This is a genomic window from Bradyrhizobium sp. STM 3566 (assembly GCF_045571445.1).
Classification (GTDB): Bacteria; Pseudomonadota; Alphaproteobacteria; order Rhizobiales; family Xanthobacteraceae; genus Bradyrhizobium; species Bradyrhizobium vignae.
Genome location: NZ_CP120692.1, coordinates 1,572,915 through 1,589,929, shown reverse-complemented (window position 1 = coordinate 1,589,929; position 17,015 = coordinate 1,572,915). Strand labels below are relative to the sequence as shown.

At 59.7% G+C, this 17,015-nt stretch carries 14 protein-coding genes, 1 tRNA gene and 1 pseudogene; 10 read left to right on the top strand and 6 right to left on the bottom strand.

Annotated features, from left to right (window positions below; translation table 11 throughout):
* Positions 1-321: 321 nt before the first annotated feature.
* Both P6U27_RS07580 and P6U27_RS07575 read right to left on the bottom strand, forming a co-directional pair.
* The gene (locus tag P6U27_RS07580) at positions 322-735 is read right to left on the bottom strand and encodes a hypothetical protein (protein ID WP_129146110.1); all 414 of its coding nucleotides are present in this window, start codon (positions 733-735) and stop codon (positions 322-324) included.
* Positions 736-755: 20 nt separating this feature from the next.
* Positions 756-1,628 carry a formylglycine-generating enzyme family protein gene (locus P6U27_RS07575; protein ID WP_129146111.1) on the bottom strand — a complete coding sequence of 291 codons (873 nt, stop codon included), beginning with the start codon at positions 1,626-1,628 and terminating at the stop codon, positions 756-758.
* Positions 1,629-1,888: 260 nt separating this feature from the next.
* On the opposite strand from P6U27_RS07575, the gene P6U27_RS07570 reads away from it, so the two are divergent.
* The 3 genes from P6U27_RS07570 (at position 1,889) to P6U27_RS07560 (ending at position 5,761) form a co-directional block, all read left to right on the top strand.
* Positions 1,889-2,797: a DUF4399 domain-containing protein gene (locus P6U27_RS07570; protein ID WP_129146112.1), complete on the top strand. Its 909-nt coding sequence runs from the start codon at positions 1,889-1,891 to the stop codon at positions 2,795-2,797.
* 7 nt (positions 2,798-2,804) lie between these two features.
* Complete coding sequence (locus P6U27_RS07565; protein WP_129146113.1) at positions 2,805-4,079, top strand: caspase family protein; 1,275 nt, start codon at positions 2,805-2,807, stop codon at positions 4,077-4,079.
* A 1,484-nt stretch (positions 4,080-5,563) separates the two neighbouring features.
* Complete coding sequence (locus P6U27_RS07560; protein ID WP_407193821.1) at positions 5,564-5,761, top strand: hypothetical protein; 198 nt, start codon at positions 5,564-5,566, stop codon at positions 5,759-5,761.
* Between the two features lie 162 nt (positions 5,762-5,923).
* Here P6U27_RS07560 and P6U27_RS07555 read toward each other — a convergent pair whose 3' ends face one another.
* Entirely contained in the window at positions 5,924-6,940 is a 1,017-nt protein-coding gene (locus P6U27_RS07555) for a patatin-like phospholipase family protein (RefSeq protein ID WP_129146115.1), read from the bottom strand.
* 353 nt (positions 6,941-7,293) lie between these two features.
* Between P6U27_RS07555 and P6U27_RS07550 the strand changes: the two genes are divergently transcribed.
* Positions 7,294-7,587, top strand: coding sequence for a hypothetical protein (locus tag P6U27_RS07550; protein WP_129146116.1), 294 nt, complete (start codon positions 7,294-7,296; stop codon positions 7,585-7,587).
* Positions 7,588-8,018: 431 nt separating this feature from the next.
* On the opposite strand, the gene P6U27_RS07545 is transcribed toward P6U27_RS07550, so the two are convergent.
* Positions 8,019-8,162, bottom strand: a complete 144-nt coding sequence (locus P6U27_RS07545) for a hypothetical protein (protein ID WP_164937247.1) — start codon at positions 8,160-8,162, stop codon at positions 8,019-8,021.
* Between the two features lie 511 nt (positions 8,163-8,673).
* On the opposite strand from P6U27_RS07545, the gene P6U27_RS07540 reads away from it, so the two are divergent.
* Positions 8,674-9,093 (top strand): CopG family transcriptional regulator, encoded by a 420-nt coding sequence (locus P6U27_RS07540; RefSeq protein ID WP_129146117.1) that lies wholly within the window; start codon positions 8,674-8,676, stop codon positions 9,091-9,093.
* A gap of 4 nt (positions 9,094-9,097) precedes the next feature.
* Positions 9,098-10,270 carry a PHB depolymerase family esterase gene (locus P6U27_RS07535; protein ID WP_129146118.1) on the top strand — a complete coding sequence of 391 codons (1,173 nt, stop codon included), beginning with the start codon at positions 9,098-9,100 and terminating at the stop codon, positions 10,268-10,270.
* A 93-nt stretch (positions 10,271-10,363) separates the two neighbouring features.
* Here the strand turns inward: P6U27_RS07535 and P6U27_RS07530 are convergent.
* Positions 10,364-11,655 (bottom strand): annotated as a pseudogene (locus P6U27_RS07530) (IS701 family transposase).
* A gap of 403 nt (positions 11,656-12,058) precedes the next feature.
* The gene (locus P6U27_RS07525) at positions 12,059-13,000 is read right to left on the bottom strand and encodes an alpha/beta fold hydrolase (protein WP_129146443.1); all 942 of its coding nucleotides are present in this window, start codon (positions 12,998-13,000) and stop codon (positions 12,059-12,061) included.
* A gap of 233 nt (positions 13,001-13,233) precedes the next feature.
* Here P6U27_RS07525 and P6U27_RS07520 point away from each other — a divergent pair, with 233 nt between their 5' ends.
* From P6U27_RS07520 to P6U27_RS07505, 4 genes are all read left to right on the top strand, one after another.
* Positions 13,234-13,830, top strand: coding sequence for a phasin family protein (locus P6U27_RS07520; protein ID WP_129146444.1), 597 nt, complete (start codon positions 13,234-13,236; stop codon positions 13,828-13,830).
* Positions 13,831-14,084: 254 nt separating this feature from the next.
* Positions 14,085-14,459: a hypothetical protein gene (locus P6U27_RS07515; RefSeq protein ID WP_129146445.1), complete on the top strand. Its 375-nt coding sequence runs from the start codon at positions 14,085-14,087 to the stop codon at positions 14,457-14,459.
* A gap of 574 nt (positions 14,460-15,033) precedes the next feature.
* Complete coding sequence (locus tag P6U27_RS07510; RefSeq protein ID WP_122400437.1) at positions 15,034-16,239, top strand: integrase core domain-containing protein; 1,206 nt, start codon at positions 15,034-15,036, stop codon at positions 16,237-16,239.
* A gap of 561 nt (positions 16,240-16,800) precedes the next feature.
* Positions 16,801-16,896, top strand: a tRNA-Arg gene (locus P6U27_RS07505).
* Positions 16,897-17,015 lie beyond the last annotated feature (119 nt).

The following is a 17,015-nucleotide window of genomic DNA, read 5'->3' as shown; positions in this document are numbered from 1 at the left end:
TCTTCGTCAGGGGGTGAATGCGGTCACGACGGCAACCATCCGGTGTGCCTTCGCCGGAGCGATATTCGCCCAAAGGCACTTCCGTCACAGCCCGGACACGATCTCTAGAACAGCCTGCGGCTCCAACGGCACATTTGGGAAAGACCACGTAAAGCTCTTGCCTCGCGGAATCGTGCACTCCTCTCCAATGGAGTTTGCGGATGAGGCGGAGCGGCCAAGCCAGTCGCGCCCGCAGCGTGTGTTGGCGCGGTCGCCGGTATCATAGTGGTCGCAGACAGTCGCGCAGCGAGCAGCAGCACTTAGGATAGGAATCGTTGCGCTCTAAAGTCGCGTACGATCAGCCGCCTCGATCTCAACCGCTTTGCCGATCAGGAGATTGATCGGAACGTCTTGTCCACTGCCGCAGGTCAGCTGCCCCGAACCTGATGATCCGGATGCGACAATGCGGCATCGATCCTCGTCCATGATCAATACGCCTTCCAGCCGCCTGGAGGACACTTTCAGCTGCAAACGAGCCTGCTTTTGCTCTACGCCATTGACGCTGCACAGGCCGACGTGGCGCAGCGTGATCGTCCCTGAATATTCAGTACCTGGACTCGTAACCGTTTTCCCGAGATTACCCGTTATTTCCCATTCGTGCAGATAGCCGATTTGCCCGCTGGCAGAGTAGGACTGCGCCCGAGCGGCAGGGGCTGCAGCAAACAACACCAGTATTGCTCCGACGATCGCGCGCATCGTTTCCGTCCGCCGCATGATTACGGCAACTCCCGCAGAACGCGAAATCCGTTGGCATAGTAGCGCACGTCAACGTCGTAGCGAAATCGCGCCGAAGATCGGACGTCGCTGGCCTTGCTGAGGAAGTTGCCGCCGCGCAGCACCCGCAGGCGGCAGTCGCCCGACGTCCAGGGCAACGCGTCCTTGGGCGCATTGCGATAGGAATCATTCCAGCAATCCTCGACCCATTCCGCAGCATTGCCAGAAGTGTCGTAGAGCCCAAATCCATTTGGCCGAAAGGAGCCCGTTGGCACGACCTGCTGCTTGATTGGACTTCCGCACCCGTCGCACTGCGCATGACCCGCGCCGGCCTCTTTGCCCCACCAGAATGCCGTTCTGGTCCCCGCGCGCGCGGCATACTCCCACTCCGCTTCGCTGGGCAGACGGTATTTCTGTCCGGTCTTCTGCGACAGCCAGGCGACGTACAGCTTGGTATCTTCCCAGCTGACGTTGATGACTGGACGGTCACCGCGACCCCAGCCGTGATCCTCGGGACGCACTTTGCAGGCGCCAGCATCGGCACACGAGTCCCACTCCGCGAACGTCACCTCGCGGCGCCCGATCGCGAAGGGCTTGCGAATGCTGATCAGGTGCTCAGGCTTCTCATAGGGCGTGTCATTGGATCCCATCACAAAGTCTGCCGGAGGCACAACCACGAGCTCAGGGCAATTATCGCAATCGCGAAACAACTCTCCAGGATCCAGACTGGCGCCCTGTTGTTGAGCCACTCTGGTGTCAGATGGCGCGGATGATTGGTCGCCAGACGGGCCGCTGCTTAGCCCTCGCTGGGCAATTGCCGTAGTACTTGCAAATAGTGCTGTGAGAAAAATCACAGACAAGACGGCGGATTTCATCTTGTGATCTCCGGTCGGCTCGAACGATCAGGAGTATGCACACGTCACATTCTATGCCGCATAGCATGCTTCATTCGGCTGCGACCGGCAAGGCGACAGTCGCCCCGCTCGATTGTGGTTTACATTGGCGAGCAAAGGGATATCGTTTCAGCCCCGTTCTGTTTGCCGGTGGGACGGGCCCATTATCGATAGTTGCAGCTATTTCAGATTCCCGCGGCTCTTGCGGTCCAGATTGTGGTCTATCCATTGGGAAGATTGCGATGATGCAACGTTTGCTCATAGCGGTTCTGGTTCCATTTATCGGCGGCTTGATGCACTGGCACGCCGCACAGGCTCAAGCCCAGACGGGCGGCCCAACGCCCTCGCCGCCCGGGGCGGCCGTTTATTTCATTGGCTTGAAGGACGGCGATACGGTGCCAACCAAGACCACTCTACACTTTGGCCTGCACGGCATGGGCGTTGCCCCGGCAGGTTCGGACCGCGCCAACAGTGGTCACCATCATTTGATCGTCGACTCGCCAACGCCCGCGCTGAATGCTGAAATTCCTAACGACTTCCAGCACCTCCATTTCGGGGCTGGACAGACCGAGGCAGAGATTTCGCTGACCCCCGGTGAGCACACTTTGCAGCTGGTGTTCGCCGACAAGAATCACGTCCCGCATTCGCCGCCGGTGGTCTCCGAGCGGATCAAGGTCAGGGTAGCTGACCAAACCGGCGCCGCGGTGGCGCAAGCACCCCCTGCGGTGGGTGGACGTCGTTCCGCGCCGAAGGACGCGAAGGTCTATTTCATCTATCCAAAGAACGGCTCCTATATTTCTCCGAACCCGGTTATCCGCTTCGGTTTGTTGAACATGGGCGTGGCGCCGGCGGGCTTCGACAAACCCAACACCGGACATCATCATTTGCTCGTGGATGCCGAGTTGCCTCCACTCGACCAACCAATCCCAAACGATTTCAACCACCTGCACTTCGGCGCTGGCCAGACTGAAGCGAAGATCACGCTCCCGATCGGCCAGCACAAGCTGCGCCTTCTGTTCGCCGACTATGCCCACGTGCCGCACGATCCAGCGGTGTTCTCCGATGTCATCAACGTCACCGTGACGGAGAACGGCCAGCCGCCGAAAAAGCGCAAGTACCGCCATCGTCCTTGGCGGAGTTACGGATATTGATGCAACGATGAAACCGCGCCGCCTCTTGATCTACATCCTCTGCCTCGTCATCAGCGCGATGTTCGCCGATGGGGCCGCAGCGGAGCGTCGGGTCGCGCTTGTGGTCGGAATCTCCTCCTATACGAACGCACCGCCGCTGCCCAACACCGGCAACGACTCCAAAGCGATCGCAGCGCTGTTCAAGTCTATCGGTTTCGACGTCGTCATTGCACGCAACGATCTCGGTGTCGTCGACTTCAAGCGTACTGTGCGCGAGTTCCTCATTACTGCAGAGAATGCCGATGTGGCAGTGGTCTATTACGCCGGCCACGGCATCGAGATCGGCGGCGTGAATTATCTGATACCGATGGATGCCAAGCTGAGCCACGACTACGACGTCGACGACGAGGCTATCGCGCTCGATCGCATCATCTGGGCGCTGCAACCGGTACGCCGCCTGCGTTTGATACTGCTCGACGCATGCCGCGACAACCCGTTTGCGGCCAAGTTGCGGTCCGCAAGCCGCTCGCCGACAAGAGGCGGTCTCGCAAAGCTTGATGAAATCAGCGCCGACACCCTGGTGGCTTTCGCGGCGAAGGCAGGCTCGATATCCTATGACGGCGACGGCGTGAACAGCCCCTATGCAACTGCGCTGCTCCGGCACCTTGCCGCGCCCGGTGTCGACATTCGGATCGCGCTTGGCCGCGTGCGCGATGAGGTCATCACCATGACCGGTGGACGGCAGGAGCCGTTCATCTATGGTTCGCTCGGCGGCGCCACTATCGCCCTGGTGCCGCAGTTTGTTACAACAAATGCACCGCCGGTACCGCCGCCCGCTCCGCCGGTCAATCCAGCGCCGCCAAGCGCGCCGCCGGCGGTAAAGGCGGAACTTCCCAGGCAGCCGCCTCCCGCGCAGCCGCCCTCCGAAATTACGGACCCCTGTGTCCGCGACGAAGCGAGGCTGGCACGTCTGCGCGCCACCCCTGTGCCGAACGAGATCATCAACTTCCAACGCGAGGTCGTTTGCACGCGGCTGCGTCCACAGATACAGCGTCTATTTGAGAGTATTGTTAGCACTGGCGCTCTGCCTTCTGATGGAAATGCGGCGCCCCAAGCGGCTGCGAAGCAGCAGGTACGGAATGAGGATGTCCGCTCCGAAGATACCTGCACCCGCGACATGGCGCGGTTGCAGCGCCTGCGCGCTGAACCTACACTTCAGGCGATCACCAATTTCGAGAGGGAATTGAGTTGCGAACGGCTCCGGTCGCAGCTCCGCCGATTGCGCGAGAGCGTCGCTCCTTGATCTCGCCTGGACACTTCACTGTGTGTCGGGACATTTCACGATTGAAGCTCGACACAACAATAGCCATCCGACCGTGACCGGATCGGAACGCTCGCCAGACGCGCTCTAACGAGTGAGCCGAGTGGTTCCACGCGAAGGCACCTGCCAATCCTCAAGTACCGGACAGCATCCGCTCGAGTGCGTCGCTTTGAGATCAGCTGCGTTCGAAGACTTTGGCACCAGGGTAAATTCGCCGGGCGTACGTAACGACCCGCTCCCGGTCCTGAGTCTCAAGGAAAGGTGTTCGGAGCTGGCATGACCCGACGACGAGGTGCCACAGGCCATTAAGTCTTTGAATCACGACGTTCATAGTGTGTTCCCTCGAAGAGCCGCAAACAACTGATAGACGCGACAATCCTACAAGTCGTGGGTCAGGGCCGTGATCATGGTCACATGTTGCAAAAAGCCGCGTGCTTGTTCGCTGCCTTGAGGCGCGATAGCTAAGTCCCAGCGAAAGCCGCTCAGCCGTTGATCGCTGGCGAGCGTTCGAATCCGCTAAAAGATGTACGCGTCGATTTGTGCAGCATAAGCGCTGAGAGTGCCGGCCAAGAGCACCGACCTCATCGCCGTCCTGGTCCTACAAGTCACGAGCCAATTCACTCCTCGAAGTTCCAGTGACGCGCATCACGGTCATTGACCTTGGGATCGGCTATCCCGGGCGTGAGTTGGAAAGCACGCTGCTGAGCCAACCGTCACCATCCATTGAACCTCGGAGGTTAAATGACTCGGATTAGGATTTCCCATAGCTGGCGAACCATTCGCGGCGCCCGTATCCGTATCGTCCACCGGCGTAAGGTTGCGCTTGAGTCGGTTGCAAGCATTCTCCGATCTGCATATCAGGGGATGGCTACGTTCGGCGACGAAAGGCCCACCACAGAGGTGAAGGTGTCGCCGGCATCGTGACGCCATCCTGCTAGCGGGGGCGACGGCAGTTAGGCCGCCTCGGTAGGGCGGCCTCTTTTGTTTCCGTTTGCCGCAGCATTCGGCGGTGGCAGCCGTGAGCAATGCTTCTTTCGATGAGACCGGCGCCCCTTCCCATTCGACGGGCCTTGTTCGCGAGGACGATTGCTCGCCCATATCTGTCTCCAGTGCTGCCCTAACCAGCCCCTTTCGTTGTTGCCTTCGTCGCGACGATCCCCGCAGGACACGAGGGAAGACCAGTTGAACTTCGTCGATTCTATTTCAACAGATCAGGAGACCGCTCGCGATCGTCAGGTAAACTTGCCACAAGACGCCAACAGCCTCGAGCCTGCGGCTCCGATGTCCAGTGTTCTCCACCGGGTCAGCGGGCTATGACCAGTGATAGACCCCACGCGGGCGGCTGCGCGTCTTTGCTGATTGGCACCCTCCGCATCGGTCGCCTCCGCCACGGGCCTTCCACGGCGTCATAGGCTTTGCGTGTACAGAAATCTTGGGAACAGAATGTTCAAACACAGGAGGCCGGAATGAGTTTTCCTTTAGTGGGCTGGGATATTATCGGATGGGATAGCCTCACGCCACAGGGCATTCGGCTAGGCATCGCGACCATCCTTGCGCTGCTAGCGGTGGGCCGCCCCGGACCGTCGATCTTTGAGCTTTTTGCTGGCCTAATCTGCATCCTGGGTGCCGGCCTCATGGTGGCACAGGCGGTCTCGTTTGGTTGACTCGCAGGTCTGCTCGGGACACCCACCGGAATGACGTCACGAATCTTATCAGCGAGCGTTGGTGGTTGCGCCTCCACGATCAAGAACATGGGAGCGTTGTCATGGAGAACCAAATTCCTGGTGACAATTTGGGGTTGCTTGTATTGCCGCACTCTAAACGCGCTACAAGTATCTGCCGTGAATGTCGATGGTCGAACGCACACCGATATGGCAATAATTTGCGGCTAACCACTCCTCAGCGCAGGTACGGCCCACGTCGCGCAGATAGGTGAGAAACTCCCAGTCTGCATTAAACTTGGAGGCGACGCCCAGGTCTTTCATGAACGATTCCGCCTCTATGGCATGAATCAGCATCGTCTTTATCTCGTCGCGCAGCGCGCCTCTGCTGACGAGCTTGTTGGCGAAGGCAATTGCTCGCATCTCGCGCATCAGCGACGAATTGAAGCTAATTTCGTTCAATCGATTTAGTATGTCGCTCGCCGTGCGAGGAATTTCCCCACGCACAATTGGATTGATGTGAATAACAATGACGTCTGTGGATTGGCAACCATAGATCAACGGGAAGATTGCTGGGTTGCCCATGTAGCCGCCATCCCAATAGGCTTCGCCATCGATTTCAATAGCCTGAAAGAGCTGCGGAAGGCACCCGGAAGCGAGAACGGCCGAGACGGTGAGTTCATGGTTCTCAAAGATCTTCACCTTTCCAGTGCGGACGTTTGTCGCACAAAGGAACAGCTTGACGACATTCTCCCTGCGCAGCCGGTCGAAATCGATGGTCTTCTCGAGCACGTCACGCAACGGGTTGTAGTTCAACGGGTTAAACTGATAAGGTGACATCAGTCGTGTCATCATGTCGAAGAACATGAAGGCCGGCGATCCCTCGATCGAACGATTTTGCGACAGACGATCGAAAATGGACGGCTGCAGCGGTCCCCAGGCCGCAGCTTCGCTGATGCGGCGCCAATACTCGGCGAGAGAGAGTTTTGCGCCTTCGCGGCCGCCTATCGTCAGACCGTACGCCATGACCGTGCCGTTCATGGCGCCAGCGCTGGTAGCGCAGATCCCCTCAAACGACATCCGCTCATCTTCAAGCAGGCGATCCAAAACGCCCCAGGTGAAGGCGCCATGCGCACCGCCACCCTGTAAAGCGAGGTTGACCGTCTTGCTTGCCATACCCATCGGCGCTTACCGACCACGTCGTGCGCCACCGCCGCGGCGCCTAGCAGCGTAATGAACTCGCGGCAGTTTCACTGTGCGGTCCCTCCACTTCTTGCGAGTGAGGATATCACACGGCGATACGGCAGGAGACGGCCCGGCGCGAGATTTCGGGCCGGGCTATGACCGCTGTGGGTCTTGGTCGTGTAAAAACGGCCTTACAAGGCCATCGGTCTGAAGGCCCAAACTCAGCCGACGTCAGGCCAGAATCGCGGCGATCACCGGCCTGATCCCAAGACTGGCTCGTCGGCACTTTCAAGGGACATCAGGAATGGAGAGAGATCGATCATAAGACGCAGCGCCTCAACGAGCAGGGCTTGGCACTCTTTGCCGATCGTGAGCTGAAAGACGGGACGCGCGCGGACTCGAAGCAGATACCGCAATTTAGCAAAGGCTTTGTCGATGCAATCTACGCCAAGCTGTTGGTGGTGGAAGACAAGGATGAAGACGGCAACATCGTCAAGCGCGAACGCCGCCGGTTTGCGAACGCGGCGATGACCGCTTGCAGGCGCGCTTGGTTTGTTGGCCAGCGTGCGCAGGAAAAGCTTGTGCCGGCTATCAATCCATTCTCCCGGATGGGCCTGAAGGCGCCCAACCAGCCTGCGCGGTAGACGCCACGGCCACGTGGGACGAACCGGTCGCGTTTCGCGTCGCCGCAAAGAAACTCGGATATAGTTCAGTGGCTACAGCCGCACTGGTCGCCGGGGAATGGTTGCAAAGAGAAGAGCACGTCTTCGGCGCCTTTGAGATTGCGCACTATCGGCCCAAGGAGCGGCCGAATGGCGTAAAGATCGTACATGCAAAAAACGGCGAAGAGGCTTGGTGGCCGCTATTCGATGAAACGGGCGAGCCACTCTCCCCTGAACTGATGGCGGAGCTCGATGAGGTTAAGAGGACGATGGTCTCGGGCCGGTTTTCCGGCGAGATTGCACACCGCAGGGCATCCACTCCCCTGCCCTGGATCACCGAACGTAAGGATCTGCGCTACCTGCGAAGTGTCGTTAAGGACATCATTGTCGAAGCCGGCATCCGAATTGAACTCTCATTCACGTCTTTCCGTCACGGGGGCTTCACGGACGTTCTGCGCGCTCGGCGCGGGCGAGACATCCGGTTTGGCTGTCTGGGCAAATGCGGCCGAAGCCGACATGGCCAGGGCGAACACGAGAGCGCTCGCGATGGACCCCATTTGAATCTCCACTACTGCAGCCGAACTTGCGTTTGCGCCGTGTGTTCCTAACTGCCGCGGTCAGTGTACCCGTCGCATCGATCGATACGAAGGCCGCTACGTCCTGGTCCGCACAGGTTCGAACAATCATCAAATCATGCTGCGCGGCATATACCGCGACTTTTGGCATGACCTTCCCGAACCTCTCCGTTTCTAGTGGCTTGCCTCCCCTCACGTTCGCCTTCTATCTGCCATGGGCGCAAAGAAGCGAGAGGCCGCAGGACCGCGCCGATCCGCACGCGCGCGAGCGGCCCTCGACATCGCACGTCGGGATCCGCCGCCGGGCATCTCCCCTGCCGAGACCGTAGCCGAGATCCGCGATGTCGTCGGGCCGCCCGCAGACGCGTAAGCCACGCAAAAGCGCTCTCCCAGGTATCCCGGCCCGTATGCCGCAATCGCGTGTGTCCCTCTTGACCCCTGAAATTTACCATCCATATACCATCCAATTGGATGGCGATAGGAAGGTGATGCGATGCCGAGCAACGTTTACGAAATGCGACCAAAGCCTCCCGATACGGAAAAAATCACGATCAACCTTGGTTTTATCGATCTCGGTCAGGTCGATTTGATGGTGCAGGAAGGCTTCTACTCGAACCGCACGGATTTCATCCGCACCGCGATCCGCAACCAGCTCGAACGCCATGCCGACGTGGTCAAGCAGTCCACGGCGCGAAAGAGCCTGGACCTCGGCTTGCGAAACTACAGCCGCGAGGATCTCGAGGCGGCGCGGAGGGCGGGCGAGATGCTGCACATCAATGTTCTGGGTCTCGCCACCATCGCGCAGGACGTCACGCCCGAGCTTGCCCGCGCGACGATTGCATCGGTCTCTGTGCTGGGCGCCCTGCATGCCAGTCCGGCGGTCAAGTCCGCACTTGCCGACAGGACGAGGTAAGGTCATGTTGAACCACGACATCATTCGCGAAGCCACACGCCTCACACGCTCGGGCCAACTCGTCGAGGCCACCGCGCTGCTTCAGCGCATGCTTCGGGGCGAGAAAGAGCGGGGCACTACCGCACCGACGACCGGCCACCCCGCCCCTGCTGCAGGAATAGAACCGCCGACCATCGAGGCCAAGGCGAACGCCGCCGAGACGAGGCGTCCGCGTCCGGCGGCCCAGCCGGCAGTGGATATCGCCAAAAACCTTCACGGGCTCGGACTGGGAGGAGCCCTGAGGCGTGCGCCGCCTTCCATGGCGGACATCGTGCCGGACGGCGCCAGGTTCCTCGAAGGCGTCTACGCAAATGCTGCGGGAAGCCGCGCCTACCGGCTCTTCATCCCGAGCGGCTATCATGGCCAGGCCATTCCGCTGGTGATCATGCTCCACGGCTGCACGCAGTCGCCGGAGGATTTCGCCGCCGGCACGCGGATGAACTTCATCGCCGAAGAACAGACCTGCTTCGTCGCCTATCCCGCGCAGCGGGCGGAAGCGAACCAGGCGAAATGCTGGAATTGGTTTCGTCCAGCCGACCAGCAACGCGGCGCAGGCGAGCCCTCGCTCATCGCCGGCATCACCCGCCAGATCATGTGCGACCATTCGGTCGATCCGGAACGCGTCTACGTCGCCGGACTGTCCGCCGGGGCCGCGGCCGCGGCCGTCATGGGATCGACCTACGGCGATTTGTACGCGGCGATCGGCATTCATTCCGGATTGGCCTGCGGAGCAGCCAGCGACCTTCCCTCGGCGCTGATGGCCATGAAGCAAGGCGGCGGACCTGAGGCAATGCCGAGCGGCGGCCCGCCCGTGCCGACAATCGTCTTTCACGGCGATCGCGACACCACGGTGCATTCCAAGAATGGCGCTCGGATCGTCCGACAGTCGCTCGGCGGATTCCGCACGAAGGCCAAAGTGCATCGCGGTCGGGTACCTGGAGGGCATGCCTACACTCGCACGATCCACACCGACGCCGGCGGGCGCGGAATCCTCGAACACTGGGAAATCCACGGAGCCGGACACGCATGGTCGGGAGGTAGCCCCGCCGGATCCTACACCGATCCGGACGGACCGGACGCGACGAGGGAGATGCTGCGTTTTTTTCTTGAACACTCGCTGCAGCAGCGACGAAACTAGCACTACTTTGGCAGATTCTGTTTTCGCCGCTGTTTTTCACGGATTTGCCTTCGGCAATATGGGCAATGCTGAGACGGCGGCCGAAGGATGAGATCAACGATGGCGTGACGTACGGCTGGCATGGTTGGCTGAGGCGGAGGCCCGTAGATTCTTTTTTTTCCGCCCCGCGTATGCGAGGCGACGATGTTGCAGGAAGGCGTAGGCAATCATTGTCATCAGGGCGTGGCGATGAAGACCTTGCCATGATCGCCCTTCGAAGTGATCAAGTCCAAGTTCCTCCTTCAACTGCTGATGCGCCTGCTCACAAATCCACCGTGCCTTGATGGTGGCGGCCAGCGTGCGCAGATCCGTCGCCGCCGGAAGATTGGCCAGATAGTATTTCTTCTCCCCGGACGCACGTTGCTCGCCAATGAGCCAGGCTTCGTCGCCTGGGAGATGCTGCTGACCTTTATCCCATATCCGCTGCGGAGGGCCGTCGGCGGTCCGGACACGGACCGCAGCAAATTGGGCTTTAAGCCGACCTTTCGACCCGCTACGCCAACTCACGGTTTTCCATTTGGCGCCGGCCAGCATTTGCTCGGCCGCAATTGATAAGATATCGGGCACGTGGTGCTTTCGTGGTTTCCGGGCTTTGGTAATCGGCCAAATGAGCTTCACATCGACCGGATACACTTTCAGGTGCCGCGGGATTCCGACAGCCCAGACCAGCCCGCGCTCTGTTAGCCCTTGTCGAAACGGTGCGCTGAGGCCGTATCCTGCATCCGCCAGCACATATCCAAAGCGCACGTTGGCTGCTATCGCGCGGTCAATCTCGGCCAAAGCAATCTCCGGCTTGGACCGTGGCGTTTTCGATGTTCGACTGGCACGCGAGCGCGCTTCAAACGAGATTCGTCGCTTATCCAACTGTCAGGCAGAAAGAGACGTAACGCGACCATCACGGGTACTTCGCCGCGCGCAAGCGTCAAAGACACCAGTGTTTGGCAATTTGCCGTTTTACCGAGAGCCGAGGCGTATTGAGCCGCAACACCGACCGAGCGCTCACCCTTCTTGGGAAGTGAGGTGTCATCAATAACCAGCACCGCATCCCTGCCGCCGACAAGTCGGTCCGCCTGGTTGAGCAACTCTGTCTCCAGCGGCGTCGCGTCCCAGACACCGTCCGCAATGAAATGGTGCAACTGGTCGTAGGTGCTGGTGGCAAGGCGTTCCGCCATCGGCTGAACGCTCTTACGATCGCCGGGACCGATCAATCCCGCAACATACAGAGGACACATCCGCTGCCGGGTCTTATGACCCAGTCGGTCCAAGAACGGCATCAGCCAGCGTTCGAGTTCGTCTTCCAATCCCGGCATGGTCAGCCCTCCAAGAGCCGACCACCCATGAATCATTGAAAAATTGATTCGGGAATCCTATAAAACGCGCCAAAATCAACAATCTGCCAAAGTAGTGCTAGGCCGCGTAGTCATAATTCCGGCACGAGCTGTTTCACCTCCGAGGGCTGCGGACCGGTAAGGGTCTTGGCTGTGTGTGAAAACGCCAACACGGTCAATCGCGATAGGTTATTCGTCTAAGACTGCTTTAGTCGCTCAACGCGCAAGCAGATTAAACTTCGAGGTGGTGCGGGGAAATATCATTCTTCGCCGGAGACGTATCGCGGTCGGGCCTCGCGCAGACCTGCGTGAAGTCGCAACGTGCTGGCGCAGTGTCGCGGGCGGGTTGTTCGATTACTCTGAGGATCCAAGTGAGTTCAGACGGGATGAGCCGGAGGATAGGCCGGCTAGACAAGCCCTCCTAATATTTCGTCATTGAATTGATGGCCTCGGCAATGGCAGCGGGTTCTGCGTGCGTGACCATATGTCCGGCATTCGGAATTAGGTGAAGATCGGACCGAGGCAGCGCTTGATGTAAATCTCGAGCTTGTTTCTGTTCGATCACCTGGTCCTCTGCTCCATGGAATATTTTTACGCGGGGACCCATAGTCGAATAGTGAGCTTGGAACTGTGTTGCAGTTGGAATGAGGAGTGCGCTTTCCTGCGCAGCCGCCCTCAATTGTGTGGGCCTGAGAACGAGAGACGCTGGAAATTCATTCTTAAATGTCGACGGGACGGATCGGGGCGCGAAAATCTTGCGGAGGGCTCCGGGCAACATGGCCCACGAGATGATCGGCGCGACGGTGTAGCTGACCAAGTCGCCCAAGACCGGTATGGCCGGACCTGACATCAACCACACATCCAATCGGAAGGTCGGGAAGTAGTAGCCGGACGCAAGTACAAGACCGCGGATCGGATAATCCTTCCGCATGCCGAGAGCGATAGCGACCAAGGCGCCCCAAGAATGGCCCAGCACCACGGGATCGCGGATCCCGAGTTGCTCGAGCCCCTTCACCAGCAGAGCTGCTTGAGCAGCTGCGCTCCATACTCGGAGCCGCGGCCGCTGACTGTAGCCAAAGCCCGGGCGGTCGAAGCATACCACGCGATTGCTGCGGGCAAGAAGATCGACCAGCCCACCGATTATGAAGTCCTGGATCATGGATCCATTGCCATGAAGCAGCAAGACGCAAGGAGCCGCGGGATCGCCCCGATCGATATAGTGGAGTACCACGCCGTCGCACTCGAGAAACTTGCCGATAGGCGGATTCCTTCGCTCGGCCAGCTTGGAGAAGCCGATGTTGCCGATGACGAGAAGCGCCAACAACAGGGTCGCGATGAGCAGTACGGTTTCAGCGGTGGTCATGACTGAGCCTTGCGCTAGGACCAACAACATCTGGCCCGGAGCGCGAGCAGACGAGCCAGATCAAGCAATAATTGGAAGTTGAAGTGCTCGTTCCTGCGCGCAATCGCGGAGGATTGATTAAAAGATCGCTCGGCCCGGAACGGTCCAGAATTGCTCACGTTTGCTCGCCAAGGATCGCATGTGACGCAGCGCAAAGCGATCCGCCTCACGAACAAGAACGATGGAGCAACGAAATGACCAATCCACGCCCAGAGGAAAAACCCACCCAAAGCCCTGAGGACACAATCCGCCGCGCCGGCGAGAGGACCGCTGAGCAGACCAGACGGATCGGCTTGGCCACCGCCGAGGCTGGGGAGGAGGTGGCGCAAGCCAGCGGCCATCTCTTGCGGCAAAATACCGAGATGTTGCAAAACGCCTGGCGCTTCGGACTCGACATGGCGGCGGCCATGATGGGCCGCTCGACTGATCAGCTGGGTCGCACGTTCGGTTTGAGCGGCAATGAGGCGCAGCAGGCAGCGGAACGCTCGGTCCGCAATGCCGAAGCAATCATGTATTCTACGACCGCAGTCGCGAAAGGAATGAACGGTGCGTCGCGCGAGTACTTCGATTTCATGCGACAGCAGATCGAGAGGAACATGGATCGCATGAATGAACTCTGGAGCTGCCGCACTCCTCACGATTTGGCCGCTGTGCAAACCGATCTGATGCGTGACACGATCAAGAGTGCGTTGGATACCCACCGCCGGATGGCCGACTTGTCTCTGAAGGTGGCGGACGATGCCGGAAATCATATAACTCAGAGCATCGAACGCATGCGGCAGGCTGCCTAAGGGCGGCTGGTACAATCATGCCACCGGCGCGGCGGACCCTCAGCCTCGCCTGTGCCTGTCCTGGCTCGCGAAAATTCCGGCTTCGCTTCCACAATAATCCACAGTCAGCTCAAGACACTGCTCGAGCATCGATAGGCGAAGAGCCACTTCTTTTGTTCAAGTTGACCCCCGAGCAGCTGCGGATCGCGCTCGCAGGACAGCAGAACGGTGAGCCCCAGAGGCGGATCGCCGCTGCGTTCAACGTGAGTGCGTCCATGATCTCGGAAGCGCAGCGCGCTCGAGCGGTCGATCAGCGCAAGCGCGCATTAGCGGAATGGCTGGATGCGCAGACCGCTCGCGACAGCAATGGCGACGAGACAGCATGGCACGTGAAGCCTTGCCCCACCCTAATGTTCGTCAACGGCGCCGGCGAACTCGACCAAAAGCATGACCAGGACCTACGCGATACCTGCGTCATGCTTCTCGATCGGGCTGGCTGCGACTTGCTGACGATCTGCGACATCACAGGGCATTCATACCGAAGCGCGCAGACCATCGTGAAGCACTATCGCGCCCGCAATGCGGCTCTCGCCGATTCCGGCATCGACAGGCTTGAATTGCAGGTGCGGACGGAAGGCATGAAGAGCTGAACGCAGACCGATAGGTCTCATTTGGCTGCGCGTTTCAGCGGTGGATGGCCTTCGGCCCTAATTATCCGACTCGTCGCACGGCGTGCGACGTACGACCATTAGAAGCGTCGCACGAGACCCGGCTTGTTCTGTCGCGAAATTAAAAAAAGCCCTTGCGGGCCAATCTCTTAAGGGTGGTGGGCGCACCAGGGCTCGAACCTGGGACCCGCTGATTAGGAGTCAGCTGGTCTTGTCCGCATCAGATCGAACTCGGCGTGGCAGCAAATCGCGAAGTTGGCCGATACGGCGAATCCTTGGAATCCTTGAAAGAGAAGGGATTAAGTGAAGTAACCGATCTTCACTTGGTCGCGCGCTTCCCTTCAGAAGATTTGCTTCTCAGCAAGGATTCGTTTTCCGGTGAAAAAACAAGAGCTGCGCTGCTACCGTTTTGCTACGGGGAGGTTTCGCGCATTGCGCTGCGGCCTTCAACCCAGCTAACCTGCTGATAAGACGGGTGAGCGGCCCGAGACATAGGTGACAGAACGTACCGGGCACATGGGTTACACTTTCCGCTTTTGTTCTGCGGGAGGTGTGGATGCCGTGGAAAGCGAGTTCGGTAATGGAGGAGCGCCTTCGCTTTGTCGCCCGCCTGTTGGACGGGGAAGCCATGACGGATGTCTGCCGGGAGTTCGGCATCTCCCGTAAGACCGGCTACAAGATTTTCGATCGCTACAAGGAACATGGCCTGGAGGCGCTGAGCGACCGCTCCAGGCGGCCGGTTCGCTACGCCAATCAACTGCCGGCCCAGATCGAGACGCTGATTGTCCAGCTCAAGGCCGAGAAGCCGCATTGGGGGGCCCGCAAGATCCGCGAACTCCTGGTGCGACGGCTCGACGGCGATGTCCGGGTGCCGGCCAAAAGCACCATTCATGCGGTGCTCGATCGCCACGGCCTGGTCAGGCGGGGCGGCGGGCCGCGCCATCGCGCGCGCGGCACGTCGCTATCGCAAGGGACTGCCCCGAACGATGTCTGGTGCGCCGACTTCAAAGGCGAGTTCAAGCTTGGCAACAGCCATTACTGCTTCCCGCTGACCGTCAGCGATCATGCCGCGCGCTTCCTGCTGCTGTGCGAGGCGCTCGACTCCACGCGCGAGGAGCCTGCCATGACCGCCTTCGAGCGCCTGTTCCGCGAGCGCGGCCTGCCGCTTGCCATTCGGTCCGACAATGGCGTGCCGTTTGCCAGTCCCAATGCCTTGTTCAATCTTTCCAAGCTCTCGGTATGGTGGCTCCGCCTCGGTATCGCCATCGAGCGCATCAAGCCAGGTCATCCGCAACAAAATGGCCGGCACGAGCGCATGCACCTCACCCTCAAGAAGGAGGCCACCAGGCCGCCTGGCTTCAACAGCCTGCAACAGCAGGAGCGCTTCGATGCCTTCGTGCACGAGTTCAATACCGAGCGCCCCCACGAGGCGCTCGGCATGAAGTGCCCTGCCGAGGTCTACACGGCCTCAGCGCGGGCCTATGCCGGCCTGCCGGAGTTGAGCTATCCCTTCCACGACCGCGACGTCGTCGTCACTGCCTGCGGCCGCCTCTGCCTGCATCGCAAGAGGATCAACATCTCAACCGTCCTGGCTGGCCAGAAGCTCGGCATCAAGGAGGTCGACGAGGGCATCTGGCTCGTCAGCTTCATGCATTACGATCTCGGCTATTTCGATCTCGAACAGAAGACCTTGCAACCTCTCGACAACCCGTTCGGTCCGAGGCCCATCACCGATGTCCCCGCCACGACCACGGCGCCCTGACGGAGACGCGCTCTTGTGCATTCTTGGCATGGAAGGCCACTTGCTTGGCTCCGCTGTCGCGGTCAACCCCCGAAGCCCGAAGGGGCGCGGCACGCGCGGGGTTGACGGCGATAGCGCGAGCCGAGCAAAAATAGCCGTGCCATGAATGCGTCACGCTGAAATGCAGCAGATTGCAGGCCATCTCAATTTGAAGCGAACTTGGAGCAGATGACTTTGAAACCCCGCGACAACCCGATCGGCACGAGGTTGTCACCCATCTCTTAGGTACGTTTCGTTACCCATGTCTCCGGGCCGGACAGGTAATTCATGGTAGCGGGGGAGCGCTACCGCCTTTCCCCACACCAACCAAACCTACGATATCTTATCCCGTCCTTCGCATGAGGCAGTCCGCTAGATCCGCGCTAAGCTCTTATGAATGCATTTGGTGGCGTACTTGGAAGCGTGACGAACCTCGGTATCTGACTAAAGCGGCAGAATTCGGGAAAAATCGAACAGTGGCTCATGTTCGTCGACACCTTCGTACAGCCGGCCACAATTGCCGAGACCACTCCGCTGGCTGCCGCAGTTTCTATTCGGAAAGCACTGGGCGCCTCCCAGCCTTGACTGACCGTTGCCCTCCGAAGGCAAAGGTCACACGTTCGAATCGTGTCGGGTGCGCGAAGCTAGAAAAGCCAAAATAGAGGCATTTCCAGCGGTTTAGGCCCCCTGCCCCAGCGCCCGAAAAGCTCGCTGTCACAACCGTGTCACAGCGAGAAAAACACATGGCCACGATCAGG

Excerpts from the sequence above, each read along its gene's own strand:
- P6U27_RS07580 (WP_129146110.1), bottom strand. The coding sequence starts at position 735 with ATGCGCGCGATCGTCGGAGCAATACTGGTGTTGTTTGCTGCAGCCCCT.
- P6U27_RS07575 (WP_129146111.1), bottom strand. The coding sequence starts at position 1,628 with ATGAAATCCGCCGTCTTGTCTGTGATTTTTCTCACAGCACTATTTGCA.
- P6U27_RS07570 (WP_129146112.1), top strand. The coding sequence starts at position 1,889 with ATGATGCAACGTTTGCTCATAGCGGTTCTGGTTCCATTTATCGGCGGC.
- P6U27_RS07565 (WP_129146113.1), top strand. The coding sequence starts at position 2,805 with ATGAAACCGCGCCGCCTCTTGATCTACATCCTCTGCCTCGTCATCAGC.
- P6U27_RS07560 (WP_407193821.1), top strand. The coding sequence starts at position 5,564 with ATGAGTTTTCCTTTAGTGGGCTGGGATATTATCGGATGGGATAGCCTC.
- P6U27_RS07555 (WP_129146115.1), bottom strand. The coding sequence starts at position 6,940 with ATGGGTATGGCAAGCAAGACGGTCAACCTCGCTTTACAGGGTGGCGGT.
- P6U27_RS07545 (WP_164937247.1), bottom strand. The coding sequence starts at position 8,162 with ATGGGGTCCATCGCGAGCGCTCTCGTGTTCGCCCTGGCCATGTCGGCT.
- P6U27_RS07540 (WP_129146117.1), top strand. The coding sequence starts at position 8,674 with ATGCCGAGCAACGTTTACGAAATGCGACCAAAGCCTCCCGATACGGAA.
- P6U27_RS07535 (WP_129146118.1), top strand. The coding sequence starts at position 9,098 with ATGTTGAACCACGACATCATTCGCGAAGCCACACGCCTCACACGCTCG.
- P6U27_RS07525 (WP_129146443.1), bottom strand. The coding sequence starts at position 13,000 with ATGACCACCGCTGAAACCGTACTGCTCATCGCGACCCTGTTGTTGGCG.
- P6U27_RS07520 (WP_129146444.1), top strand. The coding sequence starts at position 13,234 with ATGACCAATCCACGCCCAGAGGAAAAACCCACCCAAAGCCCTGAGGAC.
- P6U27_RS07515 (WP_129146445.1), top strand. The coding sequence starts at position 14,085 with ATGATCTCGGAAGCGCAGCGCGCTCGAGCGGTCGATCAGCGCAAGCGC.
- P6U27_RS07510 (WP_122400437.1), top strand. The coding sequence starts at position 15,034 with ATGCCGTGGAAAGCGAGTTCGGTAATGGAGGAGCGCCTTCGCTTTGTC.